14 protein-coding genes are annotated in these 17,739 nt (G+C 66.8%); 10 read left to right on the top strand and 4 right to left on the bottom strand.

The annotated features are described in order from the left end of the window. Positions 1–65 precede the first annotated feature (65 nt). Together recQ and ACSQ3O_RS00945 are read right to left on the bottom strand one after the other, a co-directional pair. A complete protein-coding gene (recQ, locus tag ACSQ3O_RS00940) occupies positions 66–1,973 on the bottom strand; it encodes a DNA helicase RecQ (RefSeq protein WP_436137536.1) in 1,908 nt (635 codons plus the stop codon). Continuing rightward, entirely contained in the window at positions 1,970–3,445 is a 1,476-nt protein-coding gene (locus ACSQ3O_RS00945; protein WP_436137537.1) for a PLP-dependent aminotransferase family protein, read from the bottom strand. The genes recQ and ACSQ3O_RS00945 overlap by 4 nt, the downstream gene beginning before the upstream one ends. Positions 3,446–3,547: 102 nt before the next feature. Here ACSQ3O_RS00945 and ACSQ3O_RS00950 point away from each other — a divergent pair, with 102 nt between their 5' ends. The 5 genes from ACSQ3O_RS00950 to trhP all read left to right on the top strand — a co-directional run bounded on the left by ACSQ3O_RS00950 (position 3,548) and on the right by trhP (position 8,209). Further along, entirely contained in the window at positions 3,548–4,009 is a 462-nt protein-coding gene (locus tag ACSQ3O_RS00950; RefSeq protein WP_436137538.1) for a rhodanese-like domain-containing protein, read from the top strand. Continuing rightward, complete coding sequence (locus ACSQ3O_RS00955; protein WP_436137539.1) at positions 4,003–4,515, top strand: N-acetyltransferase family protein; 513 nt, start codon at positions 4,003–4,005, stop codon at positions 4,513–4,515. Before ACSQ3O_RS00950 ends, ACSQ3O_RS00955 begins: the two co-directional genes overlap by 7 nt. A 21-nt stretch (positions 4,516–4,536) precedes the next feature. After that, on the top strand, positions 4,537–5,601 hold the full coding sequence (locus ACSQ3O_RS00960; RefSeq protein WP_436137540.1) for a homocysteine S-methyltransferase family protein: 1,065 nt from the start codon (positions 4,537–4,539) through the stop codon (positions 5,599–5,601). Between the two features lie 181 nt (positions 5,602–5,782). Next, a complete protein-coding gene (gene ttcA / locus ACSQ3O_RS00965) occupies positions 5,783–6,733 on the top strand; it encodes a tRNA 2-thiocytidine(32) synthetase TtcA (RefSeq protein WP_436137541.1) in 951 nt (316 codons plus the stop codon). 36 nt (positions 6,734–6,769) lie between these two features. Then, a complete protein-coding gene (gene trhP, locus ACSQ3O_RS00970) occupies positions 6,770–8,209 on the top strand; it encodes a prephenate-dependent tRNA uridine(34) hydroxylase TrhP (protein ID WP_436137542.1) in 1,440 nt (479 codons plus the stop codon). A gap of 25 nt (positions 8,210–8,234) precedes the next feature. On the opposite strand, the gene ACSQ3O_RS00975 is transcribed toward trhP, so the two are convergent. After that, complete coding sequence (locus ACSQ3O_RS00975) at positions 8,235–9,179, bottom strand: LysR family transcriptional regulator (protein WP_436137543.1); 945 nt, start codon at positions 9,177–9,179, stop codon at positions 8,235–8,237. A gap of 175 nt (positions 9,180–9,354) precedes the next feature. Here ACSQ3O_RS00975 and ACSQ3O_RS00980 point away from each other — a divergent pair, with 175 nt between their 5' ends. The 3 genes from ACSQ3O_RS00980 to ACSQ3O_RS00990 all read left to right on the top strand — a co-directional run bounded on the left by ACSQ3O_RS00980 (position 9,355) and on the right by ACSQ3O_RS00990 (position 14,734). Beyond that, a complete protein-coding gene (locus ACSQ3O_RS00980; protein ID WP_436137544.1) occupies positions 9,355–10,995 on the top strand; it encodes an argininosuccinate lyase in 1,641 nt (546 codons plus the stop codon). 487 nt (positions 10,996–11,482) lie between these two features. Next, positions 11,483–12,868 (top strand): SH3 domain-containing protein, encoded by a 1,386-nt coding sequence (locus ACSQ3O_RS00985; RefSeq protein ID WP_436137545.1) that lies wholly within the window; start codon positions 11,483–11,485, stop codon positions 12,866–12,868. Positions 12,869–13,081: 213 nt separating this feature from the next. Further along, positions 13,082–14,734: a hypothetical protein gene (locus tag ACSQ3O_RS00990; protein ID WP_436137546.1), complete on the top strand. Its 1,653-nt coding sequence runs from the start codon at positions 13,082–13,084 to the stop codon at positions 14,732–14,734. A 42-nt stretch (positions 14,735–14,776) separates the two neighbouring features. Here ACSQ3O_RS00990 and ACSQ3O_RS00995 read toward each other — a convergent pair whose 3' ends face one another. Further along, a complete protein-coding gene (locus ACSQ3O_RS00995) occupies positions 14,777–15,421 on the bottom strand; it encodes a hypothetical protein (protein ID WP_436137547.1) in 645 nt (214 codons plus the stop codon). A 180-nt stretch (positions 15,422–15,601) separates the two neighbouring features. Between ACSQ3O_RS00995 and ACSQ3O_RS01000 the strand changes: the two genes are divergently transcribed. After that, a complete protein-coding gene (locus tag ACSQ3O_RS01000; protein ID WP_436137548.1) occupies positions 15,602–16,729 on the top strand; it encodes a hypothetical protein in 1,128 nt (375 codons plus the stop codon). 126 nt (positions 16,730–16,855) lie between these two features. After that, positions 16,856–17,680, top strand: a complete 825-nt coding sequence (locus tag ACSQ3O_RS01005) for an EAL domain-containing protein (RefSeq protein ID WP_436137549.1) — start codon at positions 16,856–16,858, stop codon at positions 17,678–17,680. Positions 17,681–17,739 lie beyond the last annotated feature (59 nt).

Genomic DNA, 17,739 nt, shown 5'->3' on the forward strand with positions numbered 1-17,739 from the left:
GGTGGCCGTGTGGCGGTCTCTGGCACGCGCCGAGTCAACCAACTGCCCGTGCACGCCTGTAATGGCTACCCCGCGCGCGCCACGCGCAGCACATCCGCCCCGTATGCCTCCAGCTTCTTCGCCCCCATGCCGCTGATGCCCTGCAGGTCGTCCAGCGTGCCGGGGTTGCGTTCGGCAATGGCGGCCAGCGTGGCGTCGTGGAAGATCACGTAGGCCGGCAGGTTGTGCTCGCGCGCCACCTCGGCGCGCCAGGACTTGAGGTTGATGAAGCGCACCTGTGCATCCGGGCCCAGGTTGGCGGCGGCGGCGGGTGGCGCGCTGCCCGTGCCCTTGCGGGTGCGCGCGCGTTTGGCGGGTGCGGCGGCGGTCGATTCGCGCAGCTGCACCGGCACCTCGCCCTTGAGCACGGCGCGCGAGCCTTCGGTGAGGCTCAGTGTGTCAAAGCTGTGGCCGCTCTCCAGCATCACCTTGTGCAGGCCCACGGCGCCTGTGGCCAGCAGCTGGCGCAGCACGCCGCGCAGCTGCGCTTCGGAATACTCCTTGCCCACGCCAAAGGTCGAGAGCTTGTCGTGCCCGAACTGCTGGACTTTCTCGGTGTCCTTGCCGCGCACGATGTCCATGATGTGGCCCGTGCCAAAGGTCAAGCCGCTGGCCACGTGCACGCGGTAGATGGTGGACAGCAGCTTGCGCGCGGCGTCCGTGCCATCCCACACAGCGGGCGGGTTCAGACAGTTGTCGCAATTGCCGCAGGGCGTGGACTGCTCGCCAAAGTAGGCCAGCAGGCGCACGCGGCGGCAGTCGGTGGCCTCGGCCAGGGCCAGAAGCGCGTCCAGCTTGCCGCGCAGCGCCTGCTTGAATTCTTCGCCCGCTGGGCTCTCGTCGATCATGCGGCGCTGGTTGACCACGTCGTTCAGGCCGTAGGCCATCCAGGCGTCGGCGTTCAGGCCGTCGCGGCCCGCGCGGCCGGTCTCCTGGTAGTAGCCCTCGATGTTCTTGGGCATGTCCACATGCGCCACAAAACGAACATCGGGCTTGTCGATGCCCATGCCGAAGGCGATGGTGGCCACCATCACGATGCCTTCCTCGCGCAGAAAGCGGTCCTGGTTCTTCTGGCGCACCTTGGTGTCCAGCCCCGCGTGGTAGGGCAGGGCGGTAAGGCCCGCATCGCACAGCGTGGCCGCCAGTTCTTCCACCCGCTTGCGCGACTGGCAGTACACCACGCCCGCCTCGCCCGCATGCTCGCGCTCGATGAAGCGCAGCAGCTGGGTGGTGGCGTCCTTCTTTTCTTCGATGCGGTAGCGGATGTTGGGCCGGTCGAAGCTGCTGATGAACAGCCGCGCGTCTTCCAGCTGCAGCCGCTCGACGATGTCCTCGCGCGTGAGCGCATCGGCTGTGGCCGTGAGCGCGATGCGCGGCACCTGCGGGTAGCGCTCGTGCAGCAGCGTGAGCGCGCGGTACTCGGGGCGGAAGTCGTGGCCCCACTGGCTCACGCAATGCGCCTCGTCAATCGCAAACAGACTCAGGTGGCCGCCGCTGTACAGGCTGTCCAGCAGGCCCAGAAAACGCGGTGTGTTCAGCCGCTCAGGGGCGGCGTACAGCAGCGTGATGTCGCCGGTCTGCAGGCGCAGCTCCACATCCTGCGTTTCTTCATAGCTGAGGGTGGAGTTGAGAAACGCTGCGCTGACCCCCGCCTCGTGCAGCGCGCCCACCTGGTCGTGCATCAGCGCAATCAGTGGCGAGATCACGATGCTCACCCCGCGCCCCTGCTGCTGGCGCACGATGGCGGGCACCTGGTAGCACAGGCTTTTGCCGCCCCCGGTGGGCATCAGCACCAGCGCGTCGCCGCCATTGCTCACATGCGTGACGATGTCCGCCTGCGCACCCCGGAAGGCCTTGTAACCGAAGACTTCGTGCAAAACGGCAGAGCAGGCCGACAGTGTCTCGCCTGGGGCAGAAATTTCGATCACATTCATCCCCGGTATTGTCCATGAGTGCGAATGCGGCCCAGGGTGCGCGCGGCATCATCGATGGCATCGGGCGTGAGGGCCGCAAAGCCCAGGCGCCAGCCCGCGATGGCCGGTTCCGTGTGGTACAGCGCGCTCAGGCTGGGGGTGGCAATGCCCAGGTCTGCGGCCTGGCGGGTATGGGCCTGCTCGCTCCCTTCGGGCAGGCGCACGGCCATTTGCAGGCCGCCCCGGCTGTCCAGGGGCGTGGCCCAGGGCAGGTGGCTGTGCAGCGCCTGCAGCAGGGCGTCGCGGCGGCTGCGGTAGAGCTGCCGCATCAGCCGCAGGTGGGCCGCAAAATGCCCCTGGTCCATGAAGTCCGCCGCCACCGCCTGCATGGGCTGCGAAGGGTGGCCGTCGTAAATGGTGCGCGCCGTCACCAGCGGTGCGACCAGCGCCTCGGGCAGCACCATGTAGGCCAGCCGCACCGACGGGAACAGCGATTTGGAAAACGTGCCGATGTAGATCACCTGGCCCGGGTCGTCCAGCCCCTGCAGCGCCGGGGTGGGCTGGTGGTCGTACAGGAACTCGCTGTCGTAGTCGTCCTCGATGAGCCAGGCCCCCGTGGCCCGCGCGTGGGCGATGAAGGCCAGCCGCCGCGCCAGCGACATGGCCTGGCCCGTGGGGAACTGGTGGGAGGGCGTGAGGTAGATCAGCCGGGGGGTGGGGCGTGCCGCGTCCAGCGTGGCGCCTTCGCCGTCCAGGGGCATGTCCACCAGGCGGGCGCCGCTGGCGCTGAAGGCCGTGCGGGCGCCAGCGTAGCCCGGGTCTTCCATCCAGACGGCGTCGCCGTCGTCGAGCAGCGTGGCCGACAGCAGCTGCAGCGCCTGCTGCGAACTTGTCAGCACCAGCACCTGCCCGGCGTGGCAACGCACCCCGCGCGATGGGCCCAGGTAGCGCGCAATCGCCTCGCGCAGCGCGGGCAGGCCCTGAGGGGCGCCATAAAACATCAGCTCCGCCGCATCTTGCCGCAGCCGCCGCTGCAGCAACTGGCGCCACAGGCTGGTGGGAAACGCCTGCAGGTCGGGGCTGCCCGCCACAAAGGCGCGTGGGCGATCCGGCTCATGGCAGCCCCCGGTGTCCACCATGCGCTGGCCCCGGGCCGACAGCCGCTGGTGCGCCCCCACAGCGTCCGCCGGGCGGAGCGCGCCGCTGGCCCCGCGCGGCGCGGCGGAACCCATGTCGATCGCCACAAAGCTGCCCTGGCCCACCTGGCGGCGCAGGTAGCCCTCGGTTTCCAGCTGGGCATAGGCCGCCTCTACCGTTACGCGCGACAGGCCCAGGTCTTGCGCGAGGTGGCGGCTCGACGGCAACCGCTCGCCCAGCGTCGCCTGGCCGCTGCGCACCGCCTCGCGCAGGGCGGCACACAGGCGCGCCCGCCGCCCGCCGGTGGCCTGGGTCTCCATCAGTGCGAGCAGAAGGCGGGGCTTGATGGTGGCCATGGAATTGGATTGGTCTTATTTGAGTGAAGAAATTGGACTTATTTATAAGGCCAAAACAGCCCACACTGGCATGGCATCTGCCGCACCACCCCAAGGAACCCCATGACCCATCCCGCCCCCACCTCCAGCGTTCTGGCCTTTCCCGCCCCCACCCCCGCGCAGTCGTGCGACTACATGGCCGCCAAGCTCAGCTTTCATGCCGATGCCTGGGATGTAGCCGAAGACCTGCGCAACGGCGTCGATGCCATCGTGGTGATCGACACCCGCTCGCCCGCGCACTACGAACAAGGCCATGTGCCTGGCGCCGTGAGTTTTCCCCACCGCACCATGGACGCGGACAGCACGGCCCACCTGGACCGCAGCAAGGTCTATGTGACCTATTGCGACGGCATCGGCTGCAACGGCTCGACCAAGGGCGCCTACAAGCTCGCGCGCCTGGGCTTCACGGTCAAGGAGATGCTGGGCGGCCTGGACTTCTGGATCCGCGACGGCCAGCCCGTGGCCACCGGGCCCGAGCGCGGCACCATGCCTGCCGCCCGGCCCGCCATCGAATGCGCATGCTGACCCCTCCCGTGCGCCGCCTGCCACCGGCGGGTTGGGTCTTGCGGCCCGCACTGGCCGCCGATGCCGGGGAGCTGGCCCGCCTGTGCGCAGCGCATGCTGCCTACGAGCAGATTCCCCATGGCGCCGACGGCCACGCCGAGCGGCTGGCGCAGGCGCTCGAAGCCGGGCGGCTGAATGCCTGGCTGGGTTATCTGCATGGGCATGCGGTGGGCTACGCCAGTGCCACCCTGGACTACGCCACCCTGACCGCGCGGCCCTTCTTGCACCTGGACTGTCTGTACCTCGACCCGACGGCGCGCGGCCTGGGGCTGGGCCCCGCGTTGCTGGATGCCGCCGTGTGCCGGGCGCGCGCCCTGGGCTGCGAGCACTTGCAGTGGCAAACCCCCGTGTGGAACGAAGGCGCGATCCGCTTCTACGACCGGCTGGGCGCCACACGGCTGGCCAAGCAGCGTTACACCCTGGCGTGTGCCGAATGGGCCGAAACCCCTTTGGGGCTTCGCTGCTGACCGAGTTTCTACAATCGGGGGATGAAAACGCCTGCCTACACGCGCGCCGCGCAACTCCCCGACATTCTTGCCCAACGCATCGTCATCCTCGACGGGGCCATGGGCACCATGATCCAGCGCTTCAAGCTGGGCGAGGCGCAGTACCGGGGCGAGGGCTACAGTGGCCCGGGCGCAGCAGGCGAGCGCTTCAAGGACTTTGCCTACGATGTGAAGGGCAACAACGAGCTGCTCTCGCTCACCCGGCCCGACGTGATCACCGACATCCACGAGCGCTACCTGGCTGCGGGTGCCGACCTCATAGAGACCAACACCTTTGGCGCGACGACCATCGCGCAGGAGGACTACCACATGGCCGACTTGGCGCGCGAGATGAACCTGCGCTCGGCCCAGCTGGCGCGCGCTGCCTGCGACAAGTATTCGACGCCCGACAAGCCCCGCTTTGTGGCCGGTGCCCTCGGCCCCACGCCCAAAACCGCCAGCATCAGCCCGGACGTGAACGACCCCGGCGCGCGCAACATCGACTTCGAGCAGCTGCGCGCCGCGTACTACGAGCAGACCGAGGCGCTGGTCGAAGGCGGCAGCGATGTGCTCTTGGTCGAAACCATCTTCGACACGCTGAACGCCAAGGCCGCGCTGTTCGCCATCGACGAGTATTTTGAGAACAGCGGCCAGCGCCTGCCCCTCATCATCAGCGGCACGGTCACCGACGCCTCGGGCCGCATCCTGAGCGGCCAGACCGTGACCGCCTTCTGGCACAGCGTGCGCCACTCGCGCCCGCTGGCCATCGGCCTGAACTGCGCCCTGGGCGCCACGCTGATGCGCCCGTACATCCAGGAGCTGAACCGGGTGGCCGAGGACACCTTCATCAGCTGCTACCCCAACGCCGGCCTGCCCAACCCCATGAGCGACACCGGCTTTGACGAAACGCCCGAGATCACCAGCCGCCTGGTGCACGAGTTCGCAGCCGAGGGGCTGGTCAACATCCTGGGCGGCTGCTGCGGTACCACGCCAGACCACATCGGCGCGATTGCCAAGGCGGTGGCCGATGTGCCCACGCGCAAGATGTTCTACCCGGCGGAAGCCTGAAAATTTGAACAAAATTGGCCGTTTGCGCGCGACCAGTAAGCGTTTATAGCTATTGAATATGTAGCAAACAGTGCGCCACTGCTCTGCGGTGGCGCATTGCCGGGTGCGTGACTCTGCGGCACCCTATGCCTTTTGCTGTTGACACCTTTTCGTCACCTTTGCCCGACCCGGCTTGTTCCCCATGCCCGCCACCGCCACTTTGCCCGACACCCCCGTGGATGACCCAGCCGCAGATGCTGCTGCCGCCGCCGAGAAAGCCGCCGCCCATGCCGCGCTCAAGCTCGAAAAGCGCCTGGTGCGCCAGGTGGCCCAGGCCATCACGGACTTTGGCCTCATCGAAGACGGCGACAAGGTCATGGTGTGCGTCTCGGGGGGCAAGGACAGCTACGGACTGCTTGACGTGTTGCACAAGCTGCAGCAACGCAACGGCCACAAGTTTGAGCTGATCGCCGTCAACCTCGACCAGAAGCAGCCCGGCTTTCCGGCCCATGTGCTGCCCGAGTATTTGACGAAAGTGGGCGTGCCCTTCCACATCGAAACGCAGGACACCTACAGCGTTGTCAAAGAGCACATCCCCGAAGGCAAAACGATGTGCAGCCTGTGCAGCCGCCTGCGCCGGGGCATTCTGTACCGCGTGGCCGATGAGCTGGGCTGCACCAAGATTGCGCTGGGCCATCACCGCGACGACATGCTGCAGACCTTCTTTTTGAACATGTTCTTCGGCGGCAAGCTCAAGGGCATGCCACCCAAGGTGCAGAGCGACCGGGGCGACCACCTCATCATCCGCCCGCTGGCCTACGTGGCCGAGGACGACCTCACCCGCTGGGCCGAGATCCGCAACTTCCCCATCATCCCCTGCACCCTGTGCGGCAGCCAGGAGAACCTGCAGCGCAAGCAGATCGGCCAGATGCTGCGCGACTGGCAACAGCTGTACCCCGGCCGCATCGAGAACATGGCCGTGGCGCTGCGCAACCTGGTGCCCTCGCACTTCATGGACCCGCGCCAGTTCGACTTCAAGGGCCTGGTGCCCAACGGCGTGCAGGACGCGGATGGCGACAAGGCGTTTGATGCCGAAGAATTTCCTGCGCAGGCCGTGGGCATGTTGGGCGGCTTGCCGCTGATGCCCCGTTGAACCCGACCCCCGACGATTTTTAGATTGGGCCACCCCATGACCATGCTCAAAGCCCCCGAACTCCTCTTGCCCGCAGGCTCGCTCGACAAGATGCGCGCTGCCTACGACTTTGGCGCCGACGCGGTGTACGCCGGCCAGCCGCGCTACTCCTTGCGCGCGCGCAACAACGAGTTCCGCCTGGAGCAGATCAAGCAAGGCATTGACGAGGCCCACGCACGCGGCAAGAAGTTCTTTGTGACCAGCAACCTGATTGCGCACAACGACAAGATCCGAACCTACCTGCGCGACATCGAGCCCGTGATCGACTGCAAGCCCGACGCCCTCATCATGGCCGACGCGGGCTTGATCATGATGGTCAAGGAAAAGTGGCCCGAGCAGGTGGTGCACCTCTCGGTGCAGGCCAACACCACCAACTGGGCGGCGGTGAAGTTCTGGCAAAAGATGGGGGTCGAACGCGTGATCCTCTCGCGCGAACTCAGCCTGGACGAGATCGAAAAAATCCGCCAGGAATGCCCTGACATGGAGCTGGAAGTGTTCGTGCACGGCGCGCTGTGCATTGCGTACTCGGGCCGCTGCCTGCTCAGCGGCTACTTCAACCACCGCGACCCCAACCAGGGCACCTGCACCAACGCCTGCCGCTGGAACTACGCCACCCACGACGCCGACATCGACCCCACCACGGGCGAAGCCATCGCGCAGAAGATGGAGGGCGACTTCAACTTCGAGGCCGCGCAGCAAAATGCCGAGCAGGCCTTTGCCTCCACCACCGGCAACGGCGAGCGCCATCCCAAGGCCGACAAGGTCTACCTGATCGAAGAAGCCGGCCGCCCTGGGCAGATGATGCCCATCATGGAAGACGAGCACGGCACCTACATCATGAACAGCAAGGACCTGCGCGCGGTGGAGCATGTGGCGCGCCTGGCGCAGATCGGCGTGGATTCGCTCAAGATCGAAGGCCGCACCAAGAGCCTGTACTACGTGGCCCGCACCGCCCAGGTGTACCGCCGCGCGATTGACGACGCCGTGGCGGGCCGCCCCTTCAACCCCGAGCTGCTGATTGAGCTGGAAGGCCTGTCGAACCGGGGCTACACCGGCGGCCTGCTGGAGCGGCGCCCGAGCAACGACTACCAGAACTACATCAACGGCCACTCGGCCACGCAGCGCAGCCAGTATGTGGGCGAGGTGCTGGGTGCTGAAGGCCAGGCCGATGTCGGCCTGGACGGCGATTGGGTGCTGGTGGAAACCAAGAACCACTTCGCCGTGGGCGACCTGATCGAGGTGGTGCACCCCAGCGGCAATACCCAAGTGCGCCTGCAACAAATGCGCAACGTGGAAGGCCACCCTGTGCAGGTCGCACAGGGCAGTCCCGTGCGCGTGTGGATTCCGCTGCCCGCGCGCTACAGCGGCGCGCTGCTGGCGCGGGTGGTGGAGGCCCAGGCGGGCGATGCGAAGGCAGAGCCTGCACTGACCGCGTGAGCCAACGCGCCGCGGCGCGCCTGGGTCAACCCCGCAGGGAGAGCACGTGCTCGATGAATGCGTGGCAAGAATGGGCCGGGTTGGCGAGCACATCCGTTTTGACCAGCACGCCAAGAGGCCCCACACCCTGGGGTCTCCACGATAGAACAGCCAGTTCCTTGCGTTGTACCAACGGCCGCAGAAGGCTTGCTGGTGCGCAAACGAGCATGTCGCTCTCGGTCAGCATGGCGTAGATGATTTCTGTCGAGCGGCTCGACACCCTGCACAGTTCGGGCACGCCGCCCAAATCGTCGAACAGGCTATCAACCTGTTGAGGGCCCAACCCTGTGAGCGGCGGTGCCAGCCAGCGTTGTGACAGCAGATCTGCGCCCGTGACGGATGTCTGTTGGGCCAGCGGGTGCCTGGGACGGCAGGCAACGACAAATTCATCCTGGAGCGCGGCATGAAACTCGAACCCCTGCGGCAGCGGGGTGGGTTCGCGGCAGATCGCCAGGTCCAGGGTTCCTTCCTGAATGCTTTCCAGCAGGTTGTCGATGGTGACTTCGTGGACATCGATGGCGGCGCTCGGGTGCAAGGCGCAGTAGGCCGGAATGGCGGCGGTCAGCAACCCATTGATGCCCGCCGCAATGCTGCCGATGCGGATCAGCGCGGACGCGGCGCCTTGCTGCATCAATGCTGCATTGCCAGCAGCTGCCTGTAGAGGCACCAGCGAAGCGCGCAGCAGCGGCAACACCACATCCCCCAGACTGGTCAATCGCATGCCCTTGGAGTGCCTCTCGAACAGGGGGCCGCCCAGAGAGCTTTCCAGCTCGACCAGCGCATGGGTCGCTGCGGGCTGGCTCAGGCCAATGGAAGAGGCCGCACGGTGCAGGCTTTGCAGGTCGGCAATCGCAATGGCCAGCTGCAGGTGCTTGAGACGCACGCGCCCCAGGATGCGGTTGAACAGGACCGAGGGCGTCAAGTCTGGCATGGGCTATTCAAAAAATGAATTCAATTGAAAAAGAAGCATTGGCCTTGCTGGGACCGTTGTGGAACGATTTCGGGGCCAGTAGGGTGCAAGCCCATGCTGGACTCATTCAACTAACGAATCTTATTCCCGCACCAGCCCGCCGCTGGCTGAGCGGGAGCTCAGGAGACAAAACCCCATGCCATCGCCTCAGCGCCGCCCTGCGCGCACGATCACCTTGCGCCCCACCCGCTTCCTGCTCGCCCCGGTCGTGGGCGCCATCCTGGCCATGGGCCAGGCGCAAGCCGCCGACACGCTGGACACAGCCTGCAAAACCACCGCCGAGTGCCAGGCGCAGGTCGCCAAGATCCAGGGCACGGTCAAGGGCGATGCCACCAGCGCCTTGTCCAAGTCGCAGGACACTTTCTACTGGTTTGGCCGCATCAACATGGCATCGACCGTGGTGAATGTGGAGCAAGGCATCATCCCCAAGGCCCAGGCCGGGCGCATCGCGCGCGGGGTTGAGTTGTCGATCACGCAAGCGAGCACTCCGGGTGGCAAGCGCCCCACCGATGTGCTGCAGGTCGAGAAGATCATCACCGACGCTGTGGGCCCCGAGGCCACGCTGATCCACACTGGGCGCAGCCGCCAGGACATCCACTCCACCTTGAACGCCGCGCAGTTGCGCCTGGAGATGCTGGACTTTGCCGATGCCCTTGACCAGGTGCGCGCACGGCTCATCACCATTGCGCAGGCGCACACCGCCACCTATGTGCCCGCCTACACCAACGGCGTGCAGGCCATGCCCATCAGCTACGGGCACTACCTGATGGCGTTTGCCGATTCGTTTGCGCGCGACTCGGCACGCATCCGCGAGGCCTACGCGCGCATCAACCTCAGCCCCATGGGCACGGCCGTGCTGGCCAACTCCAGCTGGAGCATCAACCGCGAGCGCCTGGCGCAACTGCTGGGGTTTGACGGGCTGATCGTCAACTCGCTGGATGCGGGGCAGATCAGCACCTACGACATTCCCATCGAGGCCACCTCCATCGCCAGTTCCACGGCCATCCGCGTGGGCGCCTTCATGCAGGATGTGCACACCCAGTACCACCAGACCCGGCCGTGGCTGCTGCTGGCCAGCGGCAAGACCTACACCAGCAGCGCCATGCCACAAAAGGCGAACCCGGGCATCATCCAGAACACCCGCGCCAAGGCCAGCGATGTGGTGGCGTCGGCCCAGGCATCGCTGTGGCGGGCCCATAACGTTACGCCCGGCATGATCGACTACAAGAACACATGGAGCCCTGCCAGCGCCAAGACCTTTGTGCAAGGCGTGGAGATGCTGCAGCAGTTTGCCGATGTGCTGGACTCGCTGCGCATTGACCCAGCACGCGCGCTGGACGAACTCGAATCCGAATGGACCACCTCGATGGAACTGGCCGAAACCCTGCAGCGCACCCATGCCATTCCGTTCCGGGTGGGCCACCACTTTGCGTCGGATGTGGTGGTGTATGCCAAGGAGCGGAACATCCGGCCGAAGGATTTTCCGTATGCCGAGGCCGTGCGCATCTACCGCGAAGCGGGCAAGAAATACGACCTCAAGGACCAGCGCTTGCCACTGGGTGAAAAGGAATTCCGCCGGGCGTTGTCGCCCGCAGAGATGGTGGCGACCCGCACCGGAACAGGCGGACCGCAGCCCCAGGAAGTCACGCGCATGGCGGCCGCTGCGAAGGACACGCTGGCCAAAGATCGCGTGTGGTCGGGCGAAGCACGGCAGCGCTTGCTGGCCGCAGAGGCTGCGTTGAATGCGGCGTTTCAGGGTGTGAAGACGTTGCCTTGAAGACAGGTTGAACGGGGGCGCCTGGCGGCTCATGGCTCCGCTTTTTGGGAATGGACATCTGGGCAAAATTGGGCTGTTGCGCTCTTTTCCATTGGGCTTGTAGCTATGTATTTGGTAGTGATTGATGGCGACTGATCCCTTTGTGCCCATGAGGGTCAAAGGCTTGGCGTATCGCAAAGGACGGGAAGGCCACGCGCCAAGATGCGCTGTTCGCGCTGCGTGAATCGCGACAGAATCCCAGCATTCATTCCACTGGATGCTGGGCATGGCCTTCCCCATCGACTCTTCCCGCAGCGTGCTACCGCCCGTGTCCCGTTTTCTCTCTGGGGCAGCCTTGCAACGGCAGTCTGCGTTTTGGAGTTTCCAAAGACAGACATCCATTGCCGCGCCCGCTCCGCTGCCAGCGGGCAACCCTTTCACGCCGCAGGTTCGTCTGCAATGGGCGACCCGCCCTGACTTGCCCCAGGGCGTTGCCAGCCACGGCCGCATGGCAAGCATGAGGGCCTGGCCCCGCGCCCTGTGCATCGTGGCCGCTCTTGCTGCCTTGGGCCCTGGCGCCTGGGCGCAAGGGCCTGCAGCTGCTTCGTCGCCGCAACTGGCCCCCGCCAAACTGCGCTACGTGCAGGGCGCGTGGGTCAACCTGAGCGAGTCGGCCCAGTCGCAGGCGCGCGTTGTGGCCCAGGTGCCCGCCAACACCGTGCTGCAACAGCTCACCGAGCGCGACGGCTGGTGCGCCGTGCTCTATGCGGGCGATGCGCGCCTGGGCCCGCCTTTGCCTGAGCCCCTGCAAGCCCACGTGGCCTGCAACCTGCTGGCCGACCAGCCCCTTACCCTGGCCCAGGCGGGCAAGGACGCGGCCCGCGCCTTCTGGGTCGCGCCGTCGGCCAACCGCATGCGGGCCTATGGCAACGCCTTGCCGCGCCCGCCCGAGCTGCAACTGGCGGCATTGATCAAGAGCCACCCGCCCGAGATGCCTGTGCAGTACCCCCTCCGAGCCGAGTGGGAGGCCGCCAAAAAACTCATGCGTGCCGGTGTGCCACTGCGGCCTGAACAAGAAATCGACCGGGGCCGTCCCGTCAACCCGCTGGACAATGTGAAACTGGCCACCAGTGCCCGAGACAACATCCCCGCAGTGGCCCCATTGGCCAGCAAACCGGTGTTGCCTGCCCTATCGCCGTCGTACTTTCGCAACCACGCCAGCGTGGCCCTGCTGCATGAGACCGGTGCCGATGGCCTGACCGCCGTGGCAGGCGCCCGCATCAGCGTCATCCCCACCAAAGTGCCCTACGGCAGCTTCAACCGGCACAACGGACCGGAGATCGAGTTCGTGACCGGCTTTTGGGATGTGGGGGAGGCCAACCTTGCCTTTGCCCCGGCGCTCACGCTGTATGCCATCACGCACCAGGGCCTGGTGGGCGCCCGCACCTTGGGCCTGCGGTACTGGGACATCAGCAATGCCGACCACTATTGCGGCGGCCACTACCCGGGCAAGGGCTTTGACGACCCGCGCAACGACGAGACCACCGCCGTGCGCGGCTATGCCAAGGTGTCAGAGTCGGCCGAAGTGCTGGTGCGCCTGGTGCTGCCCGGCAAGCTGCCGCCCGATGCGGTGAAGGTGAAGACCCAGCGCTATGCCACCAGCTGGATGATCCCCGCCGAGCCACCTGAGCGGCCCAAGCCCCAACGCAAGGCGTCTGCGGTGCTGGTGCATGAAATCGATCTGGACCGCGACGGCGTGGCGGACATCCTGCGCATCGATACGCCCTCGCCAGGGGGCATGAGCTTTGAGCCCATCTTTGAATGGCGCTGGTACCTCAATATCAACGGCCAGTGGTTTCCGGCGGGGCATTGGGTGGACCAGGAGTGCACTTGATTGGCCCGGTGATGCCCCCGTGAGACGGCCCGTTGTGGCCGCCTGCCGCGCTGCCAACGGCCTGCCAAGCCATTCTCCCGGGTGGTTTTGGGTAGCATGGTTTCCGAGATCGCCACGCGCTTTGCTCTGCAGCGGGCCCGTGCCACCTGCGGCGCCTGGTGTGCACGCTGCCAGCGCCTGGCACGCAATCCCGTCTCCACGAAAGGCCATCCCATGTCCGCTGAATCCCATCCCGTCTGCGTGCGGGAACTGCGCCAGGTCCTGCTGTGGCCCCTTCGCCTGATGCCGGTGCGGGGCTCCGAGGGGCGACACGCCAAGCCCTGGGAGGTGCTGGCGGACATGGGCGAGGCCTCGCCCTGGCGCGAGGTGGTGGATGAATTCACAGGCGACAGCCAGCGCTTTCACGAACGCCACTACAACGAGTTCGTGACCTTCTTGCCCTATGTGCAGCGCTTTCTGTACGGCGAGGGCCGCAGCCAGAAAGGCGGCAGCGCCACGGGCTCGCCCATGCGTGTGTTCCGGCGCAGCGATGTGAGCGCCGTGCGGGCGGTGCTGCACCCCGGCGCGGCGCCGATCACGCTCGACATCGTGCATGTGGACCTGTACTTTTTTCTCGACCTGGATCTGGTGCTGCTCAATGTCGAGGTCAGTGCCCGCGACCTGGCGCTGCCCCAGGCGCAGGAGCTGCTGTACCGCTTTGGCCGTGGCTACCCGGCCAGCTGGGACGCGGACGGCCATGCCCAGCATTGCCTGTTCAGCGCCGAATGGCTGGACGCCGCCGGGCAGGTGCTGGCCCAGTCCGACGCCAACCAGCGTGACCTTTTCATGGCCCATGTCAGCAGCCACCGCGCCCCGCGCATTGCTGCCCACTGGGCCTGGCTGCTGGAGCCGCTGGTGAGTGACCACTCGGAGCGCAGCGGCCCCCTGCGCTACCGGCAGATCGAGTACTACCGCATGCCACAGCTGGCGTTTCTGGCGCTGGACGACCCGCGCGCCTTGAGCCGCAGCGACTTTGTGCGTCTCGGGCTGGTGACCGGGGCGGCCCGGCCGGGCGACGACGCCTGCCTGCCGTATGCCGAAGAACACCTGGCCGACTTTGAAAAGCGGTTCTGCTACGACCGGTTCTGGAGCAGTAGCGGCGCTGCCCCCTACACGCGCTATTTGTGCAGTGGCCATTCGCTGCTGGTGCTGGGTGATGCCAACAGCCCGTTTTATGTCTGCCGCGACCGGGGGGTGCTGGCGCAGTTCCGACACCAGCATTTTTTGCTGTTCCTGATTGCGCATTTCCAGAAGGCGGCGCTGCTGATGTTCTCGGACCGGCTGGCCGAGGCGCTGAAGAACCTGGACATTGCCGACGCCGCCAGCGTGCGCCGCTTCAAGCGCACCATCCGCGACAGCTTTGCCAGTTTCTTGCGCTTCACGCACCGGTACTGGTTCCACGAGGTCTCCGAGCAGGCCCAGGTGCGCGCCCTGTTTCGCCTGTGCGCCAACCACCTCGGGCTGGACCCGCTGTACACCGAGGTCAAGGAACGCATCGGCGAAATGAACCAGTACCTGGACGCCGACAGCCTGCGCCGCCAGGCCAACACCGTGGTGAGGCTGACGGTGGTGACCATTTTTGGCCTGATCGGCACCGTGACCACAGGTTTCCTGGGCATGAACCTGCTGGCCGAGGCCGATGCGCCCGTGGGGAAGAAGCTGGGGATTTTTGCGGTGGTGTTTGTGCTGACCACCTCGCTGACGGTGTACACCATGGTCAAGTCCAAGCGCTTGTCGGACTTTCTGGACGTGCTCTCGGACGAACGCGCCAGTGCCTGGCAGAAGGTCAAGGCGCTGGGGCTGGTGTGGCGGCGCACGGGGGAGTGATGCGGCGCGCGCCCGGCCGCTGCATGCGACGGCCGTCGGCCCTTATCGCCCGCCCGGCTGCCGCAGCAGCGCCGCCAGCACCAGGGCCTCGGCCACCACCTCCAGCGCTTCTTCGAGTGTGGCGAGCAGCGCGGGCAACTCCGGCAGCCACGGCAGGTGGGGCTGCACTCCGGGCCACTGGTCCACGGCAATCGCCACCAGGCCCACGGCAAACCCGGCCCACAGCAGGCAGCGGGTGCTGCGGTGGCTCAATGCGCGGTGCAGCCAAGCCAGCGTTCCAAACCCCACCACGGCCACAGCCAGCAAGGGCGCTTCGCGCACAGCGCTCCAGCGGCAGGCATCGGTCCATTCGTGGCAGCGGAACTTCCACAGCTCATGCAGCATGAACTGCTCGTCCAGCGCCAGCACAAAAAACGAGAGCGCCAGCCAGGCGCCCAGCCACCGGGGCAGGGCGCGGTCGCCCACCATCCGCAAGGCAGTGATGCTGAGCGCGAGCAGCAGCGCCCCCGACAACCACGCGGCCGGGGAGTGGTCGGAGCGGAAGGCACGTTCCCAGTTCGGTGCCAGCAACCAGGCCCCCAGCAGCAAGAAGCCCACCACCGCACACAGCAGGACCGGGGCCACCCCCCGGTGCGGCGGGGGTGGGGCGCCCAGCAAGGGCGCAGAAGTGGAGCGGAGCGAGGGCATGGTGGGCGTGCGACCGGCGGGCGGAGCTTCTGGGCCCCAGATTCTGAGTCAAAAATGGCCTTTGCGCGCGATAGGCATGCCTTATAAGCTATTAAAAATATAGCGAATGAGTCCCGGGTACCGGGGCTGTTCATACCGGGGGAATGGCTCCAGAATCCGGCATCTCCCTGCTCGTCTGGTATGGCCCTTCCCATCGACCCTTCCCGCAGCGCGCTGCCCCCCGTGGCCCAGTTTCTGGCCGAGGCGGCGCTGCAGCGGCAGACGGCGCTGCTGGGGCTGGACAAAAAGCCCGGCGTGGCCCCTGCGCCGCTGCCACCGGCCGATGCCAGCGCCCCGCCGCCCACGGCCACATCGCCCAGCCCAGCCGCCGGGCCGCTGCCTGCACCCGCCGACAAGGCCAGCATCTCGCTCCAGGCGCGTGAGCAGCTGGGCGCCGGTTTTGAGCCCCGGCGCGAAGGGGCGGGCCCGGGGGCCGGTGCCGTGGGTGCCGCGCCGGGCGCGCGGGCGGGTTCGGCTCCGCGCGGGCCTGTATCACCCCCGCCACTGCCTGTGGGAGCACCCGCAACGGCAGCGGGTGCCGCAGCCGCTGTGCGGGGTGCGGACTGGCCCACCACCGGGCTTGGTGCGCCCCAGATGGGCATGGTGCGTGCGCTGGTGGAGCAGCTCACGGCAGGCAGTGGCTCCCCCCAGCGGGTGGTGGCCGCCCAGCCCTGGCCTGTGGGGCTGGCGCAGGCGCTGGAGTGGGGTGCGCTGGATGCCGACGCCCCGCCGCTGCAGACCTGGCTGGTGCGCCAGGGTGCGGTGCTGACGCCCGAGGGCCCCCGCAGTTTTGCGCTGACCCTGCGTGTGCCGGTGCCCTGGATCGCGGCGCAGCAGCCCGCGCCTGCCGCTGCGCAGGGGGCAGCGGGCCCGTCGGGGGCCCTACCGCTGCAGGCGCCGTTTGCAGGCCCCGCGCAGGCGCTGCAGTCGGGGGTGCTGGCGCTGGTGCTGCAGGGGGCCGATGCGGCGGCGCCGCGCACCAGTGCGCTGCTGGTGCTGGACTTTCAGCCGCAGCTCGCAGCCACCGTGTATGGCCGCGACATGCTGCAGCAAGCCACCGGCCGCCTGGACCCCTGGACACAGATGGCCGTGCTGCAGGCCAGCGGACAGGTGCCCCGCGAGGAGGACCGGGCGCGCAACGGCGCATCGGGTCTGTGCGAAACGGTGGGCTGCCCCTATGCCGCGCGGGCGGCCTGTGTGCAGCCGTTTTGCCTGGCGATGCGGGGTGTGCTGCCGCCCGAGCCGGTGGGGCCGGTGCCTGGTGCTTGATGGGCAGGGGGCCACAGGCAGGCTTTTGCACCCGGTTTTTCGCACGGCCATTTGCAGCCAGCGGCCTGTATGGGTTCCAATCCGGCAACGCTTCGTGTCTTGTGAATCGAACGGAGAATCGGATCCATGCGTGCGCTTCCCCTCTCCCCGTCCAACCCTTCCTTCCCCATCGATTTTGTGCCGCTGGGTGGCACGCCCCGCGACTGCGAGGACTGCGGTGCGGCCGTAGGGTTGGGGTTTCAGTTTGACTACGCCTACCAGCCCATCGTGGACGTGGAGTGCCGCACAGTCTTTGCACACGAAGCCCTGGTGCGGGGGCCCAACGGCGAGGGGGCAACCTCTGTGCTGTCGCAGGTCAACGACCTCAACCGCTACCGTTTCGACCAGGCCTGCCGGGTCAAGGCCATCAAGGGTGCGGCCGCGCTGGGGCTGACGCAGCCAGTGTCGATCAACTTCCTGCCCAATGCGATCTACAAGCCCGAGGTGTGCATCCGCACCACGCTGGAAGCAGCCCGGGCGCATGGCTTTCCGCTTTCGCAGATCATCTTTGAGGTGACCGAGGGCGAGCGCATCGAGGACGGCCCCTGGTTCGCCCAGATCCTGCGCGAATACAAACGCTGCGGGTTCCAGACTGCCATCGACGACTTTGGCGCGGGTTTTGCGGGCATGAAGCTGCTGTCGGACTTCCAGCCCGACATCATCAAGATCGACATGGACCTGATCCGCAACGTGGACACCAACCGCGCCCGCCAGGCCATCGTGCGCAATTTGGTGCGGCTGTGCGAGGAGATGGGCATCCAGGTCGTCGCCGAAGGCATCGAGACACCTGCAGAGCGCGACTTTCTGGTGGATGTGGGCATCCGCCTGATGCAGGGCTACCTGTTTGCCAGGCCCGCATTTCGCTCGGTGGCGGCGGTGGATGCCGCAGCGCTCGACCTCCGGCCCCGCTGAGCGTTTGCGAACAGGCCCTGAGAGCGGCTGACAAAACTCAGCGAAGCGATTCTGGCTAG

Source organism: Acidovorax sp. LjRoot74, assembly GCF_964254355.1.
Lineage (GTDB): Bacteria > Pseudomonadota > Gammaproteobacteria > Burkholderiales > Burkholderiaceae_C > Acidovorax.

Coding starts and splice junctions, on each gene's coding strand:
- recQ (WP_436137536.1), bottom strand. CDS start 1,973: ATGAATGTGATCGAAATTTCTGCCCCAGGCGAGACACTGTCGGCCTGC.
- ACSQ3O_RS00945 (WP_436137537.1), bottom strand. CDS start 3,445: ATGGCCACCATCAAGCCCCGCCTTCTGCTCGCACTGATGGAGACCCAG.
- ACSQ3O_RS00950 (WP_436137538.1), top strand. CDS start 3,548: ATGACCCATCCCGCCCCCACCTCCAGCGTTCTGGCCTTTCCCGCCCCC.
- ACSQ3O_RS00955 (WP_436137539.1), top strand. CDS start 4,003: ATGCTGACCCCTCCCGTGCGCCGCCTGCCACCGGCGGGTTGGGTCTTG.
- ACSQ3O_RS00960 (WP_436137540.1), top strand. CDS start 4,537: ATGAAAACGCCTGCCTACACGCGCGCCGCGCAACTCCCCGACATTCTT.
- ttcA (WP_436137541.1), top strand. CDS start 5,783: ATGCCCGCCACCGCCACTTTGCCCGACACCCCCGTGGATGACCCAGCC.
- trhP (WP_436137542.1), top strand. CDS start 6,770: ATGACCATGCTCAAAGCCCCCGAACTCCTCTTGCCCGCAGGCTCGCTC.
- ACSQ3O_RS00975 (WP_436137543.1), bottom strand. CDS start 9,179: ATGCCAGACTTGACGCCCTCGGTCCTGTTCAACCGCATCCTGGGGCGC.
- ACSQ3O_RS00980 (WP_436137544.1), top strand. CDS start 9,355: ATGCCATCGCCTCAGCGCCGCCCTGCGCGCACGATCACCTTGCGCCCC.
- ACSQ3O_RS00985 (WP_436137545.1), top strand. CDS start 11,483: ATGGCAAGCATGAGGGCCTGGCCCCGCGCCCTGTGCATCGTGGCCGCT.
- ACSQ3O_RS00990 (WP_436137546.1), top strand. CDS start 13,082: ATGTCCGCTGAATCCCATCCCGTCTGCGTGCGGGAACTGCGCCAGGTC.
- ACSQ3O_RS00995 (WP_436137547.1), bottom strand. CDS start 15,421: ATGCCCTCGCTCCGCTCCACTTCTGCGCCCTTGCTGGGCGCCCCACCC.
- ACSQ3O_RS01000 (WP_436137548.1), top strand. CDS start 15,602: ATGGCCCTTCCCATCGACCCTTCCCGCAGCGCGCTGCCCCCCGTGGCC.
- ACSQ3O_RS01005 (WP_436137549.1), top strand. CDS start 16,856: ATGCGTGCGCTTCCCCTCTCCCCGTCCAACCCTTCCTTCCCCATCGAT.